General features: G+C 45.2%; 10 protein-coding genes, 2 tRNA genes, 3 rRNA genes and 1 riboswitch. Of the genes, 9 read left to right on the forward strand and 6 right to left on the reverse strand.

Going from position 1 to position 24,150, the window contains the following annotated elements:
• Positions 1-10 precede the first annotated feature (10 nt).
• The 5 genes from AC3CH4_RS01460 (at position 11) to AC3CH4_RS01480 (ending at position 5,342) form a co-directional block, all read left to right on the forward strand.
• Positions 11-1,565, forward strand: a 16S ribosomal RNA gene (locus AC3CH4_RS01460).
• A 388-nt stretch (positions 1,566-1,953) separates the two neighbouring features.
• Positions 1,954-4,846 (forward strand): 23S ribosomal RNA (locus AC3CH4_RS01465).
• A 99-nt stretch (positions 4,847-4,945) separates the two neighbouring features.
• Positions 4,946-5,061 (forward strand): 5S ribosomal RNA (gene rrf / locus AC3CH4_RS01470).
• Together the 16S, 23S and 5S rRNA genes with 2 tRNA genes alongside form the textbook arrangement of a ribosomal RNA operon.
• Before the next feature lie 67 nt (positions 5,062-5,128).
• A tRNA-Asp gene (locus AC3CH4_RS01475) sits at positions 5,129-5,205 on the forward strand.
• A gap of 60 nt (positions 5,206-5,265) precedes the next feature.
• Positions 5,266-5,342 (forward strand) — tRNA-Trp (locus AC3CH4_RS01480).
• 882 nt (positions 5,343-6,224) lie between these two features.
• Here the strand turns inward: AC3CH4_RS01480 and AC3CH4_RS01485 are convergent.
• Positions 6,225-7,505: a cation:proton antiporter gene (locus tag AC3CH4_RS01485; RefSeq protein ID WP_017078851.1), complete on the reverse strand. Its 1,281-nt coding sequence runs from the start codon at positions 7,503-7,505 to the stop codon at positions 6,225-6,227.
• A 169-nt stretch (positions 7,506-7,674) separates the two neighbouring features.
• Here AC3CH4_RS01485 and metH point away from each other — a divergent pair, with 169 nt between their 5' ends.
• Complete coding sequence (gene metH / locus AC3CH4_RS01490; protein WP_488543199.1) at positions 7,675-11,352, forward strand: methionine synthase; 3,678 nt, start codon at positions 7,675-7,677, stop codon at positions 11,350-11,352.
• Between the two features lie 108 nt (positions 11,353-11,460).
• Here metH and lysC read toward each other — a convergent pair whose 3' ends face one another.
• Positions 11,461-12,828 (reverse strand): lysine-sensitive aspartokinase 3, encoded by a 1,368-nt coding sequence (gene lysC, locus AC3CH4_RS01495; protein WP_488543200.1) that lies wholly within the window; start codon positions 12,826-12,828, stop codon positions 11,461-11,463.
• A gap of 109 nt (positions 12,829-12,937) precedes the next feature.
• Positions 12,938-13,115, reverse strand: a riboswitch (Lysine riboswitch).
• Positions 13,116-13,291: 176 nt separating this feature from the next.
• Here lysC and AC3CH4_RS01500 point away from each other — a divergent pair.
• Positions 13,292-14,431, forward strand: coding sequence for a pyridoxal-phosphate-dependent aminotransferase family protein (locus tag AC3CH4_RS01500; protein ID WP_004735978.1), 1,140 nt, complete (start codon positions 13,292-13,294; stop codon positions 14,429-14,431).
• 104 nt (positions 14,432-14,535) lie between these two features.
• On the opposite strand, the gene AC3CH4_RS01505 is transcribed toward AC3CH4_RS01500, so the two are convergent.
• The 4 genes from AC3CH4_RS01505 to AC3CH4_RS01520 form a co-directional block, all read right to left on the reverse strand.
• Positions 14,536-16,308, reverse strand: a complete 1,773-nt coding sequence (locus AC3CH4_RS01505; protein ID WP_488543201.1) for a PglL family O-oligosaccharyltransferase — start codon at positions 16,306-16,308, stop codon at positions 14,536-14,538.
• Between the two features lie 96 nt (positions 16,309-16,404).
• Complete coding sequence (gene uvrA / locus AC3CH4_RS01510; protein WP_114632925.1) at positions 16,405-19,236, reverse strand: excinuclease ABC subunit UvrA; 2,832 nt, start codon at positions 19,234-19,236, stop codon at positions 16,405-16,407.
• A gap of 214 nt (positions 19,237-19,450) precedes the next feature.
• A complete protein-coding gene (gene galU / locus AC3CH4_RS01515; protein WP_065606690.1) occupies positions 19,451-20,323 on the reverse strand; it encodes a UTP--glucose-1-phosphate uridylyltransferase GalU in 873 nt (290 codons plus the stop codon).
• Positions 20,324-20,480: 157 nt separating this feature from the next.
• Positions 20,481-21,128 (reverse strand): LuxR C-terminal-related transcriptional regulator, encoded by a 648-nt coding sequence (locus tag AC3CH4_RS01520; protein ID WP_017084684.1) that lies wholly within the window; start codon positions 21,126-21,128, stop codon positions 20,481-20,483.
• Positions 21,129-21,406: 278 nt separating this feature from the next.
• Between AC3CH4_RS01520 and AC3CH4_RS01525 the strand changes: the two genes are divergently transcribed.
• Together AC3CH4_RS01525 and csrD are read left to right on the forward strand one after the other, a co-directional pair.
• The gene (locus tag AC3CH4_RS01525; protein ID WP_017078845.1) at positions 21,407-21,973 is read left to right on the forward strand and encodes a single-stranded DNA-binding protein; all 567 of its coding nucleotides are present in this window, start codon (positions 21,407-21,409) and stop codon (positions 21,971-21,973) included.
• A gap of 161 nt (positions 21,974-22,134) precedes the next feature.
• Positions 22,135-24,150, forward strand: a complete 2,016-nt coding sequence (gene csrD, locus AC3CH4_RS01530) for an RNase E specificity factor CsrD (protein ID WP_054547883.1) — start codon at positions 22,135-22,137, stop codon at positions 24,148-24,150.

Here is a 24,150-nt window from a genome sequence, read left to right on the forward strand (position 1 = left end):
ACAAAATCTTAAATTGAAGAGTTTGATCATGGCTCAGATTGAACGCTGGCGGCAGGCCTAACACATGCAAGTCGAGCGGAAACGACACTAACAATCTTTCGGGTGCGTTAATGGGCGTCGAGCGGCGGACGGGTGAGTAATGCCTAGGAAATTGCCTTGATGTGGGGGATAACCATTGGAAACGATGGCTAATACCGCATAATGCCTACGGGCCAAAGAGGGGGACCTTCGGGCCTCTCGCGTCAAGATATGCCTAGGTGGGATTAGCTAGTTGGTGAGGTAATGGCTCACCAAGGCGACGATCCCTAGCTGGTCTGAGAGGATGATCAGCCACACTGGAACTGAGACACGGTCCAGACTCCTACGGGAGGCAGCAGTGGGGAATATTGCACAATGGGCGAAAGCCTGATGCAGCCATGCCGCGTGTATGAAGAAGGCCTTCGGGTTGTAAAGTACTTTCAGTTGTGAGGAAGGGTGTGTAGTTAATAGCTGCGCATCTTGACGTTAGCAACAGAAGAAGCACCGGCTAACTCCGTGCCAGCAGCCGCGGTAATACGGAGGGTGCGAGCGTTAATCGGAATTACTGGGCGTAAAGCGCATGCAGGTGGTTCATTAAGTCAGATGTGAAAGCCCGGGGCTCAACCTCGGAACTGCATTTGAAACTGGTGAACTAGAGTGCTGTAGAGGGGGGTAGAATTTCAGGTGTAGCGGTGAAATGCGTAGAGATCTGAAGGAATACCAGTGGCGAAGGCGGCCCCCTGGACAGACACTGACACTCAGATGCGAAAGCGTGGGGAGCAAACAGGATTAGATACCCTGGTAGTCCACGCCGTAAACGATGTCTACTTGGAGGTTGTGGCCTTGAGCCGTGGCTTTCGGAGCTAACGCGTTAAGTAGACCGCCTGGGGAGTACGGTCGCAAGATTAAAACTCAAATGAATTGACGGGGGCCCGCACAAGCGGTGGAGCATGTGGTTTAATTCGATGCAACGCGAAGAACCTTACCTACTCTTGACATCCAGAGAAGCCAGCGGAGACGCAGGTGTGCCTTCGGGAACTCTGAGACAGGTGCTGCATGGCTGTCGTCAGCTCGTGTTGTGAAATGTTGGGTTAAGTCCCGCAACGAGCGCAACCCTTATCCTTGTTTGCCAGCGAGTAATGTCGGGAACTCCAGGGAGACTGCCGGTGATAAACCGGAGGAAGGTGGGGACGACGTCAAGTCATCATGGCCCTTACGAGTAGGGCTACACACGTGCTACAATGGCGCATACAGAGGGCAGCAAGCTAGCGATAGTGAGCGAATCCCAAAAAGTGCGTCGTAGTCCGGATTGGAGTCTGCAACTCGACTCCATGAAGTCGGAATCGCTAGTAATCGTGAATCAGAATGTCACGGTGAATACGTTCCCGGGCCTTGTACACACCGCCCGTCACACCATGGGAGTGGGCTGCAAAAGAAGTGGGTAGTTTAACCTTTCGGGGAGGACGCTCACCACTTTGTGGTTCATGACTGGGGTGAAGTCGTAACAAGGTAGCCCTAGGGGAACCTGGGGCTGGATCACCTCCTTATACGAAGATACTTACGATGAGTGTCCACACAGATTGATGGTTTAGATTTAGTTAAAGCAAGAGCTTTAATTAATAACGTAAGTTATTGATTAAAGCTTTTTGCTTTATGCTCTTTAACAATTTGGAAAGCTGACTGATTTGATTACTTACGAGTAATTCAAATCAAATTTAAAAGTTCTCAATGTTTATCTTTTAGATAAACACAACAAACACATTCAAGTGTCTTGTATTCGAATCAAACGTTAGTTTGATTCACAATTGAGTCCGGCAAACAGTTATCAAGAATTAACCCTTCTTGATGACAACCAAAAACCTTGGTTAGTTGCCATACGCTTATTTGTCTTCACTTTTTAAAGTGAAAGTAAATAGAAACCCTTTCGGGTTGTATGGTTAAGTGACTAAGCGTACACGGTGGATGCCTTGGCAGTCAGAGGCGATGAAAGGCGTAATAACTTGCGATAAGCCCAGATTAGGTAGTAATAACCTTTTGAGTCTGGGATTCCTGAATGGGGAAACCCACTTGCATAAGCAAGTATCCTGTTGTGAATACATAGCAACAGGAGGCAAACCGGGGGAACTGAAACATCTAAGTACCCCGAGGAAGAGAAATCAACCGAGATTCCGAAAGTAGCGGCGAGCGAAATTGGATTAGCCCTTAAGCTTTTAGTGAGACAGATGAAGGCTCTGGAAAGTGCCGCAATAAAGGGTGATAGCCCCGTAATCGACATCTCATAATCAGTGAAAACGAGTAGGGCGGGACACGTGATATCCTGTCTGAATATGGGGGGACCATCCTCCAAGGCTAAATACTACTGACTGACCGATAGTGAACCAGTACCGTGAGGGAAAGGCGAAAAGAACCCCTGTGAGGGGAGTGAAATAGAACCTGAAACCGTGTACGTACAAGCAGTAGGAGCACCTTCGTGGTGTGACTGCGTACCTTTTGTATAATGGGTCAGCGACTTAATTTTAGTAGCAAGGTTAACCGTTTAGGGGAGCCGTAGGGAAACCGAGTCTTAACTGGGCGTACAGTTGCTAGGATTAGACCCGAAACCAGGTGATCTAGCCATGGGCAGGTTGAAGGTTGAGTAACATCAACTGGAGGACCGAACCGACTAATGTTGAAAAATTAGCGGATGACTTGTGGCTAGGGGTGAAAGGCCAATCAAACCTGGAGATAGCTGGTTCTCCCCGAAAGCTATTTAGGTAGCGCCTCGGACGAATACTACTGGGGGTAGAGCACTGTTAAGGCTAGGGGGTCATCCCGACTTACCAACCCTTTGCAAACTCCGAATACCAGTAAGTACTATCCGGGAGACACACGGCGGGTGCTAACGTCCGTCGTGGAGAGGGAAACAACCCAGACCGCCAGCTAAGGTCCCAAAGTATAGCTAAGTGGGAAACGATGTGGGAAGGCTCAGACAGCCAGGATGTTGGCTTAGAAGCAGCCATCATTTAAAGAAAGCGTAATAGCTCACTGGTCGAGTCGGCCTGCGCGGAAGATGTAACGGGGCTAAGCTATACACCGAAGCTGCGGCTACGTATCTTAGGATATGTGGGGTAGGGGAGCGTTCTGTAAGCCGTTGAAGGTGGTCTGTAAGGGCTGCTGGAGGTATCAGAAGTGCGAATGCTGACATGAGTAACGATAAAGGGAGTGAAAAACTCCCTCGCCGGAAGACCAAGGGTTCCTGTCCAACGTTAATCGGGGCAGGGTAAGTCGACTCCTAAGGCGAGGCCGAAAGGCGTAGTCGATGGGAAACGGGTTAATATTCCCGTACTTCTTACAATTGCGATGGGGGGACGGAGAAGGCTAGGTGGGCCTGGCGACGGTTGTCCAGGTTCAAGTATGTAGGCGGAAAGTTTAGGTAAATCCGGACTTTCTTAACGCTGAGATACGATGTCGAGCTACTACGGTAGTGAAGTCATTGATGCCATGCTTCCAGGAAAAGCCTCTAAGCTTCAGATTGTAAGGAATCGTACCCCAAACCGACACAGGTGGTCGGGTAGAGAATACCAAGGCGCTTGAGAGAACTCGGGTGAAGGAACTAGGCAAAATGGTACCGTAACTTCGGGAGAAGGTACGCTCTTATCAGTGAAGTCCCTTGCGGATGGAGCAGACGAGAGTCGCAGATACCAGGTGGCTGCAACTGTTTATTAAAAACACAGCACTGTGCAAAATCGTAAGATGACGTATACGGTGTGACGCCTGCCCGGTGCCGGAAGGTTAATTGATGGGGTTAGTCTTCGGACGAAGCTCTTGATCGAAGCCCCGGTAAACGGCGGCCGTAACTATAACGGTCCTAAGGTAGCGAAATTCCTTGTCGGGTAAGTTCCGACCTGCACGAATGGCGTAATGATGGCCACGCTGTCTCCACCCGAGACTCAGTGAAATTGAAATCGCTGTGAAGATGCAGTGTACCCGCGGCTAGACGGAAAGACCCCGTGAACCTTTACTACAGCTTGGCACTGAACATTGAACCTACATGTGTAGGATAGGTGGGAGACTATGAAATTGCGTCGCTAGATGTGATGGAGTCGTCCTTGAAATACCACCCTTGTAGTTTTGATGTTCTAACGTTGGTCCCTGAATCGGGATTACGGACAGTGCCTGGTGGGTAGTTTGACTGGGGCGGTCTCCTCCCAAAGAGTAACGGAGGAGCACGAAGGTGGGCTAAACACGGTTGGACATCGTGTGGTTAGTGCAATGGCATAAGCCCGCTTGACTGCGAGAATGACAATTCGAGCAGGTGCGAAAGCAGGTCATAGTGATCCGGTGGTTCTGAATGGAAGGGCCATCGCTCAACGGATAAAAGGTACTCCGGGGATAACAGGCTGATACCGCCCAAGAGTTCATATCGACGGCGGTGTTTGGCACCTCGATGTCGGCTCATCACATCCTGGGGCTGAAGTCGGTCCCAAGGGTATGGCTGTTCGCCATTTAAAGTGGTACGCGAGCTGGGTTTAGAACGTCGTGAGACAGTTCGGTCCCTATCTGCCGTGGGCGTTGGAAAATTGAAAGGGGCTGCTCCTAGTACGAGAGGACCGGAGTGGACGAACCTCTGGTGTTCGGGTTGTCATGCCAATGGCATTGCCCGGTAGCTAAGTTCGGAATCGATAACCGCTGAAAGCATCTAAGCGGGAAGCGAGCCTTGAGATGAGTTTTCCCTGGCACTATAAGTGTCCTAAAGGGTTGTCGTAGACTACGACGTTGATAGGCAGGGTGTGTAAGTGCTGCGAGGCATTGAGCTAACCTGTACTAATTGCCCGTGAGGCTTAACCATACAACACCCAAGGGGTTTTGTGGACTCAATAGAAAGACAGACCTTGAATGAGTTTGAAGAGAAATACTTTTAGATAAGCTTTCCGAATTTTAAAATTTGCTTGGCGACCATAGCATTGTGGACCCACCTGATTCCATGCCGAACTCAGAAGTGAAACACAATAGCGCCGATGGTAGTGTGGGGCTTCCCCATGTGAGAGTAGGACATCGCCAGGCTTTAAATTAAATCTTTAGGTTGACCGACCTGGAGATATGGACGCTCACTTAGTGAGTTGACCACTGCGGAGTGGTAGTTCAGTTGGTTAGAATACCGGCCTGTCACGCCGGGGGTCGCGGGTTCGAGTCCCGTCCACTCCGCCACTTATTCGATAACCTCGCCTAGTGCGAGGTTTTTTCGAATCTGACGTAGTAAAAAGTTTTAGGGGTGTAGCTCCAATTGGCAGAGCAGCGGATTCCAAATCCGCGTGTTGGGAGTTCGAATCTCTCCACCCCTGCCATATTTAAGGCTCTAGCAGAAATGCTAGAGCCTTTTTGCTTTCTGAATCTAATATATACGCTATTAGCAAAGTAGCGGATTCTCCGACTTACCAAAATAGCGCGTGTTGGGAGTTCGAATCTCTCCACCCCTGCCATATACGAAGCCTCAGCAGAAATGCTGAGGCTTTTTTGCATCTGTTGCTTCTACGGAGCAATGTTGGGAGCTGGATCGCCAGCCCGGTCTAATCTCCGGAGTGCTGGCTCAGTCCACCCCTGCGATATTTAAGGCTCTAGACTGCGCGTCCTAGCAGAAATGCTAGAGCCTTTTTTATGCCTGTCACCTTTAATGTAACGCTAGAAGTATTAAGTGCTCCTTTAGCTCCCCCTATTTAGTCGAATCGCTTAATACCTATTGAATACAACCTTGCTGTATTTGAAGACTTAGTCGAACACTAGAGCTTTCTGTTCAGCACTGATCTGGCTGCGTAGTTTCTGGTAGTGACTAAAGCTATTGCTGTTAGGCCTTGAGTCTCATTATTTTTTCCGGAAGGAATGCTTATGCAACGGAACTCTTTTCTAGTGGGTAGACTCGCTAGTGTTGTAGAAGAACGAGTTCTTTGTATGCTTCACTGCCAGTAAGATTTTTGGCTAAGATCGCTGTTCATCACGTCGCTCGCATCATGATTAAACATCCTTTGTCTTCGCTTTGGTTCAGGCCAAATCTAAATTCCCCGATTAAGCTTTGACTACTCTAATTATTGTTCATCAAATGTCGAGATACGATCGATGTGTAACATATACCTTTCAGCTAGAGCTTCAGTTAGGAAATTGGTGAATCTGATTTTCATCAGACACAAAAAAGGCCACCTATATTAGGCAGCCTAGTTTAATATTTTGAGATGTTAATCTAACTCTTTCTCAGCTTGTTTCGCTTTCTCTATCATCGGAGTAATTGTTGAACCTTGAACTAAGATTGAGAACACAACAACAGCGTATGTCATGACGAGGATTATCTCTTTAACATCTATTGCCTTGTCTTCAATCACCCAGATACCTGAAGGGATTGAAAGTGCCATGGCTAGAGCTAGTCCACCACGCAACCCACCCCAAGTTAAGATCTTGATTGACCAAGGGTTGTAAGTTCTAAAGCGTTTGAATCCGATATAAGACAAGAAAACACTTAGGTAGCGTGCGCTTAGCACTAGAGGTACTGCGAACGCCATTAAGATCCAGTCTTCTTGGTGGAATTTGAATAACAACATCGACATACCGATCAATAAGAACAATACGCCATTTAAGAATTCATCTATCAATTCCCAGAAGTGGTCTAGGTGATCCTCACTCTCTTTCGAGAATCCAATAAAGCGCGTCCAGTTACCAATCATGATACCTGAGACCACCATTGCTAACGGTCCTGATACATGTAGGACTTCAGCAAAGGCATAACCAGCTGTCGGAATACCTATGGTTAATAGCAACTCCATCGAGTGGTCATCGGTGTTGCTGATTAGGTAATGGAATATTAAACCTAGAACAAAGCCATAGACGATACCACCGATAGCCTCTTGGACGAATAACATGGTCACGCTACCTACGGTCGGTGCTTCTGTACCGAACGCAATGGTAAATAGGGTAACGAAGATCACTAGGCCAAAACCATCGTTGAATAGAGATTCTCCCTCGATTTGAGTAGAGATTCGTCTGGGAGCGTCGAGCTTTTTGACTATAGCTAACACCGCAATGGGATCGGTTGGTGAGATTAGAGAGCCAAAGAGTAAGCAATAAATCAAATCAAATTGAATGCCGATGAATTGACAGAATCCATAGAGCACAAAACCAATAAAGAATGTCGAAAACAGTGTAGCGCCAAGAGCCAGTACTGTTATTTCCCATTTCTGATCTTTTAGATTAGGTAACTTAATCCCAAGACCACCAGCAAAGAGTAAGAATCCCAATATTCCTTTCAGGAGGAAATCTTCAAAGTTGATACTGGCAACAGTTTCTGAGGCGATGTCAGCCAATTGAAACCAATTGTTTTGTCCCGCAATGATAATCAATAGAGATAACATCATTGAACCAGCTGTAATGGCGATGGTTGTCTGCATTTTACCAATTTTGGTATTCACGAAAGCAATAAGCATGGCAGCAGCGGACAAGAAGCATAAGGTGTAGTAGACCGACATTGGGATCCCAACATGTAACAAAGTATGAATATTAATTTTCGTTGTCTCATGCTCAAATAGCAAACATTTTTTTGTTATGAGTCGGTAATCAATTTCCTTTTTTAGACGTCTAGACTCCTTTTAAATGTGTGATAGGATGGAGAGATAATTAAAGGAATGAGGTTGTATTGTGGGAAGTAATGTAAGGCAAAAGATTGAAGCTCTGTTGAAGCAACGAATTTTACTGATCGATGGTGGCATGGGTACCATGATTCAGGATTATAAATTGGAAGAGCAAGACTATCGCGGTGAACGCTTTGCTGATTGGCATAGTGACTTAAAAGGCAACAATGACCTTTTAGTACTTACACAGCCTAAGCTTATCAAAGATATCCATTCGGAATATTTGGAAGCTGGGGCCGACATCCTCGAGACCAACACCTTTAACTCTACAACCATCGCTATGGCTGACTACGATATGGCAAGCCTTAGCGAAGAAATTAACTTTACGGCTGCTCAACTGGCACGTGAAGCTGCTGATGAGTGGACAGCAAAGACTCCGAACAAACCTCGTTTCGTTGCCGGTGTTTTAGGCCCTACTAACCGAACCTGTTCTATCTCTCCTGATGTCAATGACCCGGGTTACCGCAACGTTAGCTTTGATGAATTGGTTGAAGCTTACTCTGAATCGACTCGTGCTCTTATCAAGGGTGGTTCGGATCTTATTCTTATCGAGACTATCTTTGATACGCTAAACGCGAAAGCATGTGCTTTTGCTGTTGAATCGGTTTTTGAAGAAATTGGTATTAAATTGCCAGTAATGATCTCCGGCACCATAACTGACGCATCAGGCCGTACGCTTTCAGGGCAGACAACAGAAGCATTCTATAACGCCCTTCGTCATGTTAGACCTATCTCATTTGGATTGAACTGTGCGTTAGGTCCTGATGAACTCCGCGAATACGTCAATGAGATGTCTCGTATCTCTGAATGCAATGTTTCTGCTCACCCTAATGCAGGTTTACCCAACGCGTTCGGTGAATATGACCTATCTCCGGAAGAGATGGCAGAACACGTTAAGGAGTGGGCTGAAAGTGGCTTCTTGAACTTAATTGGCGGTTGTTGTGGTACGACGCCAGAACATATTCGCCAAATGGCCGATGTCGTTGAAGGCGTAACTCCGCGTCAACTACCTGATTTGCCAGTGTCTTGCCGTTTATCTGGCTTGGAGCCATTAACGATTGACAAAGAATCTCTATTTGTGAACGTGGGTGAGCGTACTAACGTTACCGGTTCTGCTCGATTTAAGCGATTGATAAAAGAAGAGCTTTACGATGAAGCCTTGAGTGTTGCTCGAGAGCAAGTTGAGAACGGCGCTCAGATCATCGATATCAACATGGATGAAGGGATGCTAGACGCTGAGGCGTGCATGGTTAAATTCCTTAATCTATGTGCGTCTGAGCCTGAGATCTCGAAAGTGCCAGTCATGGTCGACTCTTCAAAATGGGAAGTTATCGAAGCGGGTCTGAAATGTATTCAGGGTAAAGGCATCGTTAACTCTATCTCATTGAAGGAAGGGAAAGAGAAGTTTGTCGAACAAGCGAAACTGGTTCGTCGTTATGGCGCAGCAGTCATCGTGATGGCGTTCGACGAACTAGGTCAGGCAGATACTCGAGAACGTAAGGTTGAGATCTGTACTAATGCCTACAACATTCTTGTTGATGAAGTAGGTTTCCCGCCAGAAGATATTATTTTTGACCCGAACATTTTCGCAGTGGCTACGGGTATTGATGATCATAACAATTACGCGGTGGATTTCATTGAAGCGGTAAGTGATATCAAACGTGATCTTCCTCATGCGATGATCTCGGGTGGTGTGTCGAATGTTTCATTCTCTTTCCGCGGTAATAACTACGTTCGTGAGGCTATTCACGCGGTATTCCTGTATCACTGTTTTAAAAACGGTATGGATATGGGCATCGTTAATGCGGGTCAACTTGAGATCTACGATAATGTGCCTGAAGACTTACGTGAAGCTGTTGAAGACGTGGTGCTTAACCGTCGTGATGACTCGACGGAGCGCTTATTGGATATTGCGACTGCATACTTAGAGCGTGCAGTTGGAAAGGTTGAAGATAAATCGGCGTTAGAGTGGCGCACCTGGCCAGTAGAAAAGCGCTTAGAGCACTCTTTGGTGAAAGGCATTACTGATTTCATCATTGAAGACACAGAAGAGGCTCGTGTTAATGCTTCTCGCCCTATTGAAGTGATTGAAGGTCCTTTGATGGATGGTATGAATGTGGTCGGTGACTTATTTGGTGAAGGTAAAATGTTCCTTCCTCAAGTAGTGAAATCTGCCCGTGTAATGAAGCAAGCTGTCGCCCATCTTGAGCCATTTATTAATGCAACTAAAGACGTCGGTGCGACTAACGGGAAAATACTGTTAGCAACAGTGAAAGGTGATGTTCACGACATCGGTAAGAATATCGTTGGCGTGGTTTTACAGTGTAATAACTACGAAATTATCGATCTAGGCGTGATGGTTTCATGTGAAAAAATTCTCAAGGTAGCCAAAGAAGAAAACGTCGACATCATTGGTCTCTCGGGTCTGATTACTCCCTCTCTCGATGAAATGGTGCATGTTGCGAAAGAGATGGAAAGACAAGGCTTTAAGTTGCCTTTGTTGATTGGTGGCGCAACCACGTCTAAGGCACATACAGCGGTTAAAATTGAACAGAACTATTCTGAGCCCGTTGTTTATGTCAATAACGCATCACGTGCTGTTGGTGTATGTACCTCATTGTTATCTAATGAATTGAAGCCCGCATTCGTCGAGAAGTTGGTTCTAGATTACGACCGCGTTCGTGATCAACACAACCGCAAGAAGCCGCGCACTAAGCCAGTCTCGCTTGAGAGAGCGCGTGCTAACAGAGTGGCCATTGATTGGAATGCTTACACTCCGCCAGCACCCGCTAAGCCAGGAGTGCACATCTTCAAGGATTTTGATGTCGCTACTTTACGTAAGTACATCGATTGGACCCCATTCTTTATGACGTGGTCTTTGGTTGGTAAGTACCCGGCAATTTTTGATCATGAAGAAGTAGGCGAAGAGGCGAAGCGCTTATTTAAAGACGCCAATGATTTATTGGATCGAGTACAAAGAGAGAAGTTGCTTGAAGCTCGTGGTATGTGCGCTATGTTCCCAGCGAACAGTGTTGGTGATGATATTGAAGTGTATACCGATGAATCTCGTACCGAGGTATTAAAGGTTCTGCACAACCTTCGTCAACAAACCGAAAAGCCAAAAGGTTTTAACTACTGTTTGTCAGATTACATTGCGCCGAAAGATAGCGGTAAAGCGGACTGGATTGGTGGCTTTGCGGTGACGGGTGGTATTGGTGAGAGAGAACTTGCTGATGAATACAAAGCCAATGGTGATGACTACAACGCGATTATGATTCAAGCTGTGGCTGATCGATTGGCAGAAGCGTTCGCTGAATACCTGCATAAAGAAGTGAGAAAGGACATTTGGGGTTACTCGCCTGATGAGGATTTGTCTAATGACGATTTGATTCGAGAGAAGTACCAAGGTATTCGTCCAGCTCCGGGTTATCCAGCTTGTCCTGAGCATACTGAAAAAGGTTCGTTGTGGGAGTTGATGGATGTTGAAAAAGCGATCGACATGTCACTAACAACTAGTTATGCGATGTGGCCAGGTGCTTCTGTGTCTGGTATGTACTTCTCGCATCCTGATTCACGATACTTTGCGATTGCTCAGATTCAACAGGATCAAGTGGATAGCTATGCTGATCGTAAAGGTTGGGATATGTTGGAAGCTGAGAAGTGGTTAGGTCCAAACATTAACTAGTTTGAATCTATGACGGGCTTTGATTCGTAAAAATAAAAGGGTTGCTTAAGAGCAACCCTTTTTGTATCTGTCGTTTGGTGATTTTAAACTAATCGAGCAACCATCGTTTTATTCAAACAGCTCTTGATGCAGCTTTTGAATCGCTAACTTGGAGACAGATTCATCAAGCAAGAAGCACAGGTTGTGTGGGCTCGCTCCGTAACAAATCATACGTAGGTTGAAATCTTCAAGCGTGCCGAATACTTGCTTCGCATAGCCTTTGCTTTCACTCATGTTGTTGCCAATAAGAGCAACAAGGCATAGGTCGTGTTCAATATCCACAGAACACAGCTCTTCAAGCTCAATTCGAGCGGCTTCTGGTAACTGAGGAGCACCACCTGATGTATCTGTTTGATCGAGAGTGAGTGAGACACTGATCTCTGAGGTAGTGATAAGATCGACAGAGATCTTATGCTTAGCCAGGATCTCGAACACTTTTGCGAGGAAGCCATAAGCATGGAACATATTGGCGCTGCGTAACGTAACCATGGTTTGATTGCAGCGTAGGGCAAGCGCTCTGAACAGAGGGGAGCTTTCAACTTGTTGACGAATCCATGTGCCACCGAGCTCTGGTGCTTTTGACGAGCCGACAAATACCGGAATTTGGTGGCGTAGTGCCGGGACTAGAGTCGATGGGTGCAAGATCTTCGCGCCAAAGTTTGCCATTTCCGATGCTTCGCTGAAGCTAATCTCTGGGATAGGGGATGCTTTCGATGCGATCCGTGGATCCGTGGTGTAGATGCCCGGAACATCAGTCCAGATTTCTAAACCAATCGCTTGTACAGATTCTGCAATCAGTGCCGCTGAGTAATCACTACCACCACGACCTAACGTTGTGGTGTTACCTTCGCTATCGGCGCCGATAAAGCCTTGGGTAACGACAACTTGCTGTTGGCATAGTGGAATCAATTTCTGTTGAGCTAAGGCTGCAATATCTTTTAACAGTGGTTCAGCTTTGCCGAAGTCATCATTGGTGCGCATCACTTCTCTGATGTCAAAACGGACAGCGGGTGTGCCACGCTCGCGAATGATTTGAGCGAGGATATGTGTCGACATTAGTTCGCCACATGCCACTAGGTGATCGGTGAGTTTAGTACTGGCTTGGAATGATGCCGCTTCGGCTGCACTCGCAATGTCATCGAGAATGCTGTGCACATCTTTTTCAATACTAATTGGGTCAGCTAGCTGATCAAGAATCGCGTTATGAATGTCAGTCAATTGCGTCAATAATTCCTGACGACGAGTTTTGTCTTGGACACCATTCGCTAGTTCAACCAGCAAGTTGGTGACGCCTGAGCACGCGCTGCTCACAACCAGTTTCGTATTCGAGTTATTTTCAATAATGGCAGCACAACGGCTCATTGCTTCAAAGTTGGCAACACTTGTTCCACCAAACTTAGCGACATTAAAAGAACCAGCTACATTAGATGCACTCACGATATATCTCCCACGACTTCCTAAAATAAAATTACGGTTGGGTAATCCAACGTCCGATGTTTTTCGAAGAGAGTATTTAGAGCAAAAAGAGAGGAATTATTAGAATAGTAACCTCAGAAGCTCTTCACCATATAGAAATGGCGACAGTTGCCGGGATTCAGCCCGCTCAACCGATAATAAAGGTCCTGCATCCTTTTATTATCTCGGCACTGCTCCCCCTTGATGCTTTGTATTGGAAATGCGGTTCCACAAAACATCTGCCTGGGCAGTGCTCCTCTTCTGCTAGATAGCCATTTCATTGAACGTGTTTGCGGTAACAATGTCAATCCGTAACTGGAGATATTTAAAAAATAATTTTAACAATTATGTGACACTGGTGTGACCTCAATACTTTTAGCTAATTGATGACGGTATCGATTTGCTTTAGGGTGGATTGTTCACAACATTAACGTAAGGGATGTACATGTCTAATTTAACACTCACTACTGCTATCGAGAGCTTTTATCCGCCACACCGAACGTTAATGGGGCCGGGGCCTTCAGACATTTCTCCTCAAGTTTTACAGGCCTTAAGCCGTCCTACTATTGGTCACCTCGACCCGTTATTTATCGCGATGATGGATGAACTGAAACAACTTCTTAAGTATGCATTCCAAACAGAGAATGAATTTACTATTGCTGTTTCTGCGCCCGGCAGTGCAGGTATGGAAACCTGTTTTGTTAACTTGATTGAGCCCGGTGAGAAGGTGATTGTTTGTCGCAATGGCGTTTTTGGTGAGCGTATGCGAGAGAATGTTGTGCGTTGTGGTGGTGAAGCGATCCTTGTTGATGACGAGTGGGGCAAGCCCGTTTCCGTTGAAAAGGTAGAAAAAGCATTGGCAGAAAACCCTGATGCTGTTGCTGTCGCTTTTGTGCATGCAGAGACGTCTACTGGAGCGTTATCGGATGCTCAAGCGATTTCAGCAGTCGCTCGTCAGTTTGATGCGTTGTCGATTGTGGATGCGGTGACGTCATTAGGTGGTGTGCCATTGTTGGTTGATGAATGGCAACTCGATGCGGTGTATTCAGGTAGTCAAAAGTGTCTATCTTGCGTTCCTGGCCTGTCTCCAGTGACTTTCTCTCAACGTGCGGTTGAGAAGATGAAGGCGCGTCAAACGCCGGTACAAAGCTGGTTCCTAGATCAAAGCTTAGTACTGGGTTACTGGAGTGGAGAAGGCAAGCGTAGCTACCACCATACGGCACCCGTGAATAGCCTGTATGCTTTGCATGAGTCGTTGGTTTTATTGAAAAATGAAGGCCTGGATAATGCGTGGTCACGTCACCATGCGATGCACCAAGAGCTTAAAGAAGGCGTAGAAGCACTAGGATTAAAGTTTGTGGTTGATGAAGAGAGTCGTCTTCCGCAGCTCAATGCGCTTTATTTCCCTGAAGGAATCGATGAAGCCAAAATCAGAACACAACTTCTAGAAGAATATAACCTTGAAATTGGCGCGGGACTTGGTTCTTTGGCTGGCAAGGCTTGGCGTATTGGTTTAATGGGTTATGGCGCTCGAAAAGAGAATGTCGCTTTGTGCTTAAAAGCGTTGCAAGACGTTTTAAAATAGCGGCAATAAACTCAAGTTCAAAAGAAAAGCGCACGAGAGATCGTGCGCTTTTTTGTGTCTAGACTAAACGTCAATATGGTGAATTAACTCTAGATTCCTTGGCGTCATTTAGCAGAAGAAATATTATTTTCAGCTTCCGATATCTTCTTATATTGAACCTTGGAAAAGTCTCTATTTGGGAACAAGAAGCTCGCTTCACTACGAATTTGTTCTGCTTTACTGTGATCGCCCAATCCTTGATACGCAAGAATCAGGTTACTGTAGAAAGCAGGCCTTGGCTTACGTTTTATGATCTCTAACGACCAATCTATATAAGGTTGGATCAAGCTAGGATCAGCTTTGTAGAGGCCGATATTTAGATAGGTGCTGTATACGTCCCAATCATAGCGATCTTTCCAGACTACAGGGTTCGTTACCTGCTTAAGAATATCCGGGTTTCTGGGTTTAGAAAGTTCAAATTGAGTCAGGACATAATTGGTGTGTAAGGCACTCAACATATAAAAACTGACCAAGATAGGGACGACTAAGCTCGATACTCTAAATAGGGTTTTACTGATGATACTAAACGGCTGTTGGTAGTGACGAGAAGCTCGTTGATCGACCCAGTAAATCAAAATGATAAAGGTTATCCAGTGAATCGCTGAGTGGTAAAAAGGGTACTCGAGCTGAGAATGTAAGAGTATCGGTATAAATAGTGCGAGCAGTGCTAGACGTGTTCCCTTCGTTGAGCTTGCTATACGTGACATGACTAAAAACGCAGCAATTAAGATCCCGATAATTGGTACTATTCCACCTTCAACTCCCCAAAACAGGAATTCATTGTGCGGGTGATCCATTGAAGGAAGGCCGGGGTGATAATTTGAGTTGAGTTGATGCTGGCGAGCCGTGTATAGCGTGTACTCGGATTCGAATTTCCCGTAGCCATACCCTGTAAATGGCTTTTCTATCATCATGTCCAACGCTTGTGGGAATATATATCCTCGAGCATCTTCTAAATGAGAACGACTGGCTTTTTGGCTCGCTAAACTATCTACAGATTGTAAGCTAATGATGGTAAAACCAACAACAACCCCAAGTAGAACTGAACTGCACCATCCGTAACATCGCTTCTTAGTCGAGAATTTGTATAGGTAAGGCAGAATACATATTAACCCTATTACGGCGGCCAACCAGCCAGTTCGTGATGCAATAATAATTAATAGCGGTACGGTTAAGGTTGGGGTTAAATAAAGTAAAATCGATTCGCTAATCTTATGGTTATATTTCGCAGGTTGCCTCGCCAAAAGATAAGCAGAAAGTACAAATCCAGTGGCTAGGAAGCTGGCCATAACATTGGGTTGCTGGAAGATTCCGTAAGGTCGATTAGCTGCTGTGTTGTAGCCAAATGGGTTCCCTGGTTCTAATACAAAATATTGCACATAACCAAACAATGCTTGAATGACGACAGCGAGCACAATGAACCACAATATACGTTGTTTGTGTTTATTGCTGAATTTGAATTGTTGAAGGACTACGAATAAGGCAAAGCCCGCCCATAATCCAAGTAGTCGACCAGATGCTGCTTGAGGAAAGGCGTTACTGTAGAGCGTGGGTAGCGTAAGTATCACGCAACTGATCAGCAAGCCAACGGTTAACTTGGAATATTTGAGTACTCGGTTAGTCGCGAGTTGGTAGAAGCCAATTGCTAACGTAAAGCTAAGAGCTAACCAAGTGGTTGGGTTAAACGATAACGCAAGGCCTGAGCCTCCAGGATTCGGCATGAAAAAATGCATGGCTAACAAGAATACAACAGCTAAAGAAGCCAGAAATGCTTTATTGAGTGGTAGCTGAGTTACCTGATTTTCTAGTTGGGTACCGCTAGTGTGTATTGTTGCCATAAATCCCTAACCTTATAAAAACAGAGCTTGTTCCTTCTGAAACAAGCTCTGTTACTTTAACATTTTTCTGTCTGCTCGCAGGGCGCTATTTTACACCTACTTCAAATTTAACATAGGCTTAAGGAAGCGAGCAGTGTGTGAACCTTCGACTAACGCCACATCTTCAGGTGTACCTTCTGCAACAATCTCACCACCACCTTGACCACCTTCAGGACCAAGGTCTAAGATCCAGTCTGCTGTTTTGACGACATCGAGGTTGTGCTCAATCACGACAACCGTATTACCGTGATCACGCAGCCTATGTAATACCGTCAATAGCTGCTGGATATCGTGGAAATGAAGACCTGTTGTTGGTTCATCAAGAATGTATAAGGTTTTTCCCGTGTCTCGTTTAGACAATTCACGCGCTAATTTAACACGCTGCGCTTCACCACCAGATAAGGTTGTCGCTGCTTGTCCGAGGCGAATGTAGGAAAGGCCAACATCCATCAATGTTTGCAGCTTACGAGCGATAACAGGAACAGGGTTGAAGTATTCTCGAGCATCTTCCACTGTCATCTCTAGAACTTCGTCAATGGTTTTGCCTTTGTAGCGAACTTCTAAAGTTTCACGGTTATAACGCTTACCTTTACACACATCACACGGCACATACACATCTGGCAAGAAGTGCATCTCTACTTTGATGACACCGTCTCCCTGACACGCTTCACAGCGACCACCACGAACGTTAAAACTGAATCGACCTGGCTTGTAGCCACGAGATCGTGATTCTTGGGTACCGGCAAATAACTCACGAATTGGCGTGAAAATACCAGTGTAGGTTGCAGGGTTTGATCTAGGGGTGCGACCGATAGGGCTTTGATCAATATCGATCACTTTGTCGAAATGCTCTAAGCCTTTTATCTTTTTGTGCTGCGCCGGAACTGCGGTTGTAGCACCGTTTAATTGAGTGTGGGCAACTTTAAAGAAGGTGTCATTGATTAGTGTAGATTTACCTGACCCCGATACCCCCGTAATACAGCTGAACAAGCCTACAGGGATCGTCGCAGTGACATTCTTTAGGTTGTTCCCCGTTGCGCCAACGATCTCGACGACCTTTTTCTTGTCGATAGGCGTTCTTTGTTTTGGTATCGCAATTTCTTTGGCGCCACTGAGGTATTGCCCGGTTAAAGAATTCGGGTTTTCGATTATGTCTTGCATGGTGCCTTCTGCGACCACGTGTCCACCATGCACACCCGCACCTGGGCCGATATCGATAACATGGTCAGCACAACGGATTGCGTCTTCATCATGTTCAACAACAAGCACGGTATTTCCTAAGTCTCTGAGGTGAACCAAAGTTTGCAGTAGACGTTCATTATCACGCTGGTGGAGGCCAATTGATGGTTCATCGAGTACATACATAACACCCACTAAACCAGCACCAATTTGACTTGCGAGACGAATCCGTTGCGCTTCACCACCAGACAGTGTTTCCGCACTGCGTGATAAATTAAGGTAATTCAAACCAACGTTCACCAAGAAATGCAGACGGTCATTGATCTCTTTCATTACTTTATCAGCGATCTGACCACGCTGACCGCTGAGCGATAAGTTTTGGAAAAACTCGAGTGCATCAGCAATGCTGAGCTCAACGATTTCGGGCAGTGTGGTATCGCCAATGAAGACATTTCGAGCTTCTAATCTTAAACGCGTGCCATCACAGCTAGAACACGACTTTGTTGATATGTACTTGGCAAGATCTTCACGCACCGCGCTAGATTCAGTATCGCGGTAACGGCGTTCCAGCGTATTTAAAATACCTTCAAATGGGTGACGCTTGACTCGGATATCACCACGATCATTGATGTATTTGAATTCCACTTCAGTACGCCCTGATCCTTTAAGAATAATCTCTTGAGTCTTTTTAGGTAGAGAGTTGAATGGCACATACAGATCAAAACCATAATGGTCTGATAGCGACGTTAGCATCTGAAAATAGTAATAATTCTTCTGATCCCAGCCTTTTATTGCACCTTCTGCAATGCTTAGGTTCTCATCTAAAATCACTCGACTTGGATCAAAATATTGTTGAACACCAAGTCCATCACAAGTACCACATGCACCTGCAGGATTGTTGAATGAGAATAGGCGCGGCTCAAGTTCTTGCATGCTGTAGCCACACTTTGGACAAGCAAAGTTAGCTGAGAACACGATCTCTTCTTGTTCTTTATCATCCATCCAACCGACAACTGCAATGCCACCAGATAGCTCTAATGTGGTTTCGAACGATTCGGCTAAACGTTGTTGAAGATCAGGACGAACCTTAAATCTGTCTACCACGACTTCAATGGTGTGCTTCTTATGAAGTTCCAATGTGGGTGGATCGGACAAATCACAGGTCTCGCCATCAATACGAGCTCGGATAAAGCCTTGCGCAGCTAGGTTTTCCAGTGTCTTTACATGCTCACCTTTACGTTCTTTGACGATCGGTGCCATCAGCATCATCTTTGAGCCTTCAGGCAGTTCTAATACCTTGTCGACCATTTGGCTGATGGTTTGCGCCGCGAGGGGGATATTGTGATCAGGACAGCGTGGCTCGCCAACTCGCGCGTAAAGCAGTCTTAGGTAATCATAGACCTCAGTGATGGTACCGACGGTTGAGCGAGGGTTGTGAGAGGTCGACTTTTGTTCTATCGAGATGGCTGGAGATAAACCTTCGATGTGGTCGACATCGGGTTTTTCCATAAGAGATAGAAATTGGCGAGCATAGGCAGACAAAGATTCTACATAACGACGTTGACCTTCCGCATAGAGAGTATCAAACGCAAGTGACGACTTTCCTGAACCTGATAAACCGGTGATAACCGTCAGCTTATCACGGGGTATGGTTAGGTTAATGTCTTTGAGGTTATGCGTACGAGCGCCTCTAATTTCTATTTTATCCATCTCAATAGACCATGTAATTTTAAGTGGCTAAAGTATTACATAGAGTGAGATTTGTGCAAAGTTTTACTGGATAAAAAAACAGTAAACAAAAAAGGGCGACTCTTTTGAGTCACCCTTGGAATCATTTAATGTGCTGTTAACCAACCGCTAATTGCTGTTAACTCAATAGCTAAATAGCTAAATAGCTAAACAGCGAGCAAGCCAAAATTAGCGATTAAGCTTCTTTTGTTGTTGAGTGCTTACCTAGCTCGATTTGTTGCTGGTCTTTTTTGTATAGGTTTTCAAAGCAGTAATTTGTTGCTTCGATGTAGCCTTCAACACTACCGCAGTCAAAACGTTGGCCTTTAAATTTGTAAGCCAATACACAACCTGCTTTTGCTTGTTTTAGCAATGCATCAGTGATTTGGATTTCGCCGCCTTTGCCTGGTTCAGTCTGCTCGATAAGCTCAAAGATATCTGGAGTCAGAATGTAACGGCCAATGATTGCTAGGTTGCTTGGCGCAGTGCCTGGTTCTGGCTTTTCTACCATGTCATCAACACGGAAAAGATCATCTTTAATCATTTCGCCAGAGATAACACCGTACTTGTGAGTCTCTTCCTCTGGAACTTCTTGGACTGCCACAATTGAGCAACGGAACTGTTTGTATAGTGCAACCATTTGAGCCAGTACACCTTGCTGTTCGTTAACACAAAGGTCATCAGCAAGCACTACTGCAAAAGGTTCATCACCCACAAGTTCGCGACCCGTTAAGATAGCGTGGCCAAGGCCTTTCATTTCACGTTGACGAATGTACGTGAAGTTTGCTGCTTCAATCGTCTCACGGATATTGATCAGCAAATCTTCTTTATTGGTGCCGCTGATCTGGTGCTCAAGCTCGTAGTTCTTATCAAAGTGGTCCATCAATGAATGCTTACCACGGCCAGTCACGATGCACATGCCGTCCATACCGGCTTCGATCGCCTCTTCAACACCGTATTCAATCAGAGGTTTGTTGACGACAGGCATCATTTCTTTCGGCATTGACTTAGTTGCAGGTAAAAAACGTGTACCGTAGCCAGCTGCCGGGAAAAGGCACTTTTTGATCATGGTAAGACCCTTTATCTATAATAATTATGGATTCAACCTGAATGGTTGATATTTCTGAGGGCAACTCTAGCATAAGTTATGTCGAAAATTCAGCAACAATCCGTATGGTTCACTAGAGTTTTCCTCAAAATTATCGTCAGTTTAAGAGGCTGATCAATTATGCAAGCAAGTTCTGGTTTGCCCATGCAATAGCTTGGACTCTATTCTTAACGGCTAACTTACGAAATATTTGATAAAGATGAGATTTGACGGTGAATTCGCTAATAAACAAGTCATCGGCTATTTGCGTGTTTGATGAGCCTGATTGAAGGCAGCGAATTACTTGCAGTTCTCTAATGGTTAAGTCGACATTGGTTGGGGTGGTATTGGTGCTCACGATATTTCGATAGTAGAAGAGTAATTGGCTTGCCACTTTTCTAGGTAGCCAGTTGTCTCCATTAATGACCTCTTCAAGTCCCTTCGCTATTTTGGCTTTTTCTTCAGAGTTGTAAAAGAGACCTTTTAATACGCCAAACGTAATCAACTCCGATGTGGGAAGAGCTTTGGGGACATTGAATAAAATGATCTCATGATTTTTCCACATCACAGGTAGATTTGGATGAAGGTTGATTAATCGAGGCACCTCTTTGTAATCAACCAGTAAAATTCGGTTGCTCTGCTTACGATCAAATAACATCAAGTCGTCCGGTGTCATTTTGTAGAGAATAATAGATAAGTGCTTTTCTATCTCTTTTACATGTAGATAGGTGTCGTTTGGGTCGATGCACAGAAAATGCAAAGTGCGAGCGTATCGAGATTTTCTCATTGAAACGTCCTGTTTAAGTAGAATTAGATTCCACGTTGTCATGCAGGCCTTCGCTTCTCTACCGCCTTAATAGTGACTTGCGTTGAATATCAATTATCAAAGTAAATGAGTGGTTTGTAAGTGGAGAAAAAAGCAACATCGCTCTGAATATCATGATTTGTTACGTTTTTATTCTTTGTAGTGAGGCGAGAATAGGAATGCGATTTATCACTGCAGAAAAGCATGCTATTCTTGTGCGCTAAAATTTTCTGAGACTATGAATTTAGACGGAGCAAATCATGGCTAGCCGTGGAGTTAACAAAGTTATATTAGTGGGTAACCTAGGTAATGACCCTGAAATTCGTTACATGCCCAATGGCGGTGCAGTAGCGAACATTACCATTGCAACGTCAGAGTCATGGCGTGATAAAGCAACTGGCGAACAGCGTGAAAAAACAGAATGGCACCGTGTTGCTCTGTTTGGCAAGCTGGCGGAAGTTGCTGGTGAGTACCTACGTAAAGGTTCTCAAGTTTACATTGAAGGTCAACTTCAAACGCGTAAATGGCAAGATCAAAGCGGTCAAGATCGCTACACAACAGAAGTCGTTGTTCAAGGCTTCAACGGTGTAATGCAAATGCTTGGCGGTCGTGCTCAAGGCGGTGCTCCTGCTCAAGGTGGTATGGGTAACAACCAACAGCAAGGTAGTTGGGGTCAGCCACAACAGCCACAACAACAGCAACAAGCACAGCAACAATACAGTGCTCCAGCTCAACAGCAGCCGAAAGCACCTCAACAAGCTCCTCAGCAGGCTCAACCTCAATATAATGAGCCGCCAATGGATTTTGATGATGACATCCCATTTTAAGCCCTGTTTTTAATATATTATAAAGACAGTATTAAATTGGAAAAAGCCGCGTTTATCGCGGCTTTTTGTTACCTAGAATTCTTAACGCTTTATTTACAATGTCAATTTATAGTATAAGTAGCAATACGGTATAATGTGAGTTGAAAAGGATTTCGTTATTCATGAGATATACCCCGACACTAAAATTGAGCACTCGATTGGTCGCATTTGTCACTGTGATAGTGATCAGTGCGATGTTCATTCTTTTTATTGGTGGCACACTTTCCTTTAAGCGTATCGGACAGGAATATTTAGACCATTATTTGGTTGGTATTGTCGACGTTGTAGATAAAGAGATGGAAGATCCTGACGCCGCGTATTCGATGCAGCGTTGGATGCCTAAGATGTTGCAGGCGAGCAATATTGTTGAGATGAAACTCTCGAACCAGACTGGCATCGTTTATCGCTTCAAAGATACCTCCCCACAAATTGATCCCAATCGTCTTTATGAAAGAAGCTTCATTCTAGAGCGCAATGAAGGTTATCGAATCGAGTTTAAAGCACTGCCTCCTTATATTGGTTATAGCTACTCAATGGAAGCAATGTGGTCAATTACTTTGGCGGTTGCATTGATCCTTTTCTGTCTGGCTCGTGGTGTTCGTTGGTTGAAGGAACAGTTGATGGGTTCTGAGATCTTGGAAGAGCGAGGAAGAATGATCCTCGCTGGGCAAGTTGAGGCTCATGCAAAGGGAGATGAACTTGAATGGCCATACACGGCAAGTGAAGCCTTGGATGTCTTGATCGAAGAGCTGCAAGATGCTCGTCAAGAAAGAAGCCGCTTCGATACCTTTATCCGTACCCATACCTTCCTAGACAAACTCACAGGCACGGCAAATCGAGTCTTATTCGATAACAAGCTTGAATCGGCTTTGCATGAAAGCGGTGCTCGAGGTGGTGTGTTATTGATACGTATCGACGAATGGGAGCAAGTCCGTGATGCTAATGACAAGCAAATCACTGACGGCTTTATTATCGAAGTTGGCGAAGTATTGTCGAATATTGTTCAACGCTATCCTGATGTTATTTTTTCTCGTTATTACGATGCTGATTTTGCCGTATTTATTCCGCATCAAGGGGCTAAAGATATTGCTACCTTGGCGGCTCAGTGTTTAAGGCAGTTAGACAAGATAACCCCGCCGGAACCTTTAGATTCTGATAATTGGTGCCATATTGGCGTAACCATGTATACCGAAGGTGAGCGTCACAGTCAGATCATGGATGAAACGGAAACGGCATTAAAGAGTGCCCAGCTGGAGCGTATTAATAACTGGAGCCGTTACCCTAAGCAGAATACAAATGAGTTGGATAGAGGCAGTGTTCGTTGGAGAACATTATTGGATAAAGCGCTGCTTCCTGAAAATTTAGTAATCTTTGCTCAGCGATGTTATCTTATGCCGGAATCTGGTCAAGCCAATGAATTACATAGAGAAATATTCACTAGAATTCAGGACCCTGATAAAGGTTTATTGAAATCGTCTCGATTTATGCCTGCGGTAGAGCAAGTGGGTTATCAAGCTCAAATGGACCAATCGGTTCTAAAGGTTTTGTTGAAATCGCTGAAAGAGTCAACTCAGCCTCTCAACTATTCGGTGAATCTGAATGTTACTCCATTTGCGAATAAACAGCATTTTAAGTGGTTTAGAAGCGAGCTATTACAGCTCTCTGCTCAGCATCGCTCTCAGCTTGCGTTTGAGTTTCCTGAAGGGCACTTGATTGCCCACCTTGATTATATGAGACCGGTGGCAAAGATGCTGCGAGGTTTAGGGTGTAAAGTGGTGGTTGGCCAAGCTGGACGAACCATTGTTAGCACTCACTATATAAAGGACTTGAAGGTCAATTACATTAAGCTTCATCGAAGCTTAATAAAGAAAATCGATCAAAGGCATGAGAATCAACTGTTTGTCCGAAGCTTAATTGGGGCATGCGGTGACTCTCCAACTCAAGTTATTGCTGTTGGAGTCGAGACAAAACAAGAAAAGAACACCTTGATAGAGTTAGGCATTAACGGCTATCAAGGGAGATATTTCGACGAAGAACAACAAATTATCCCTTTGCCTAATCAAGCTGAAAAGGTCGCGAAAGCGGAATCTGTTGTGAAAGTTGGACGAAGAAATCGATGGCGTAAGAGTAGTAGTTAA

The organism is Vibrio sp. QJM3NY_26, assembly GCF_057786005.1.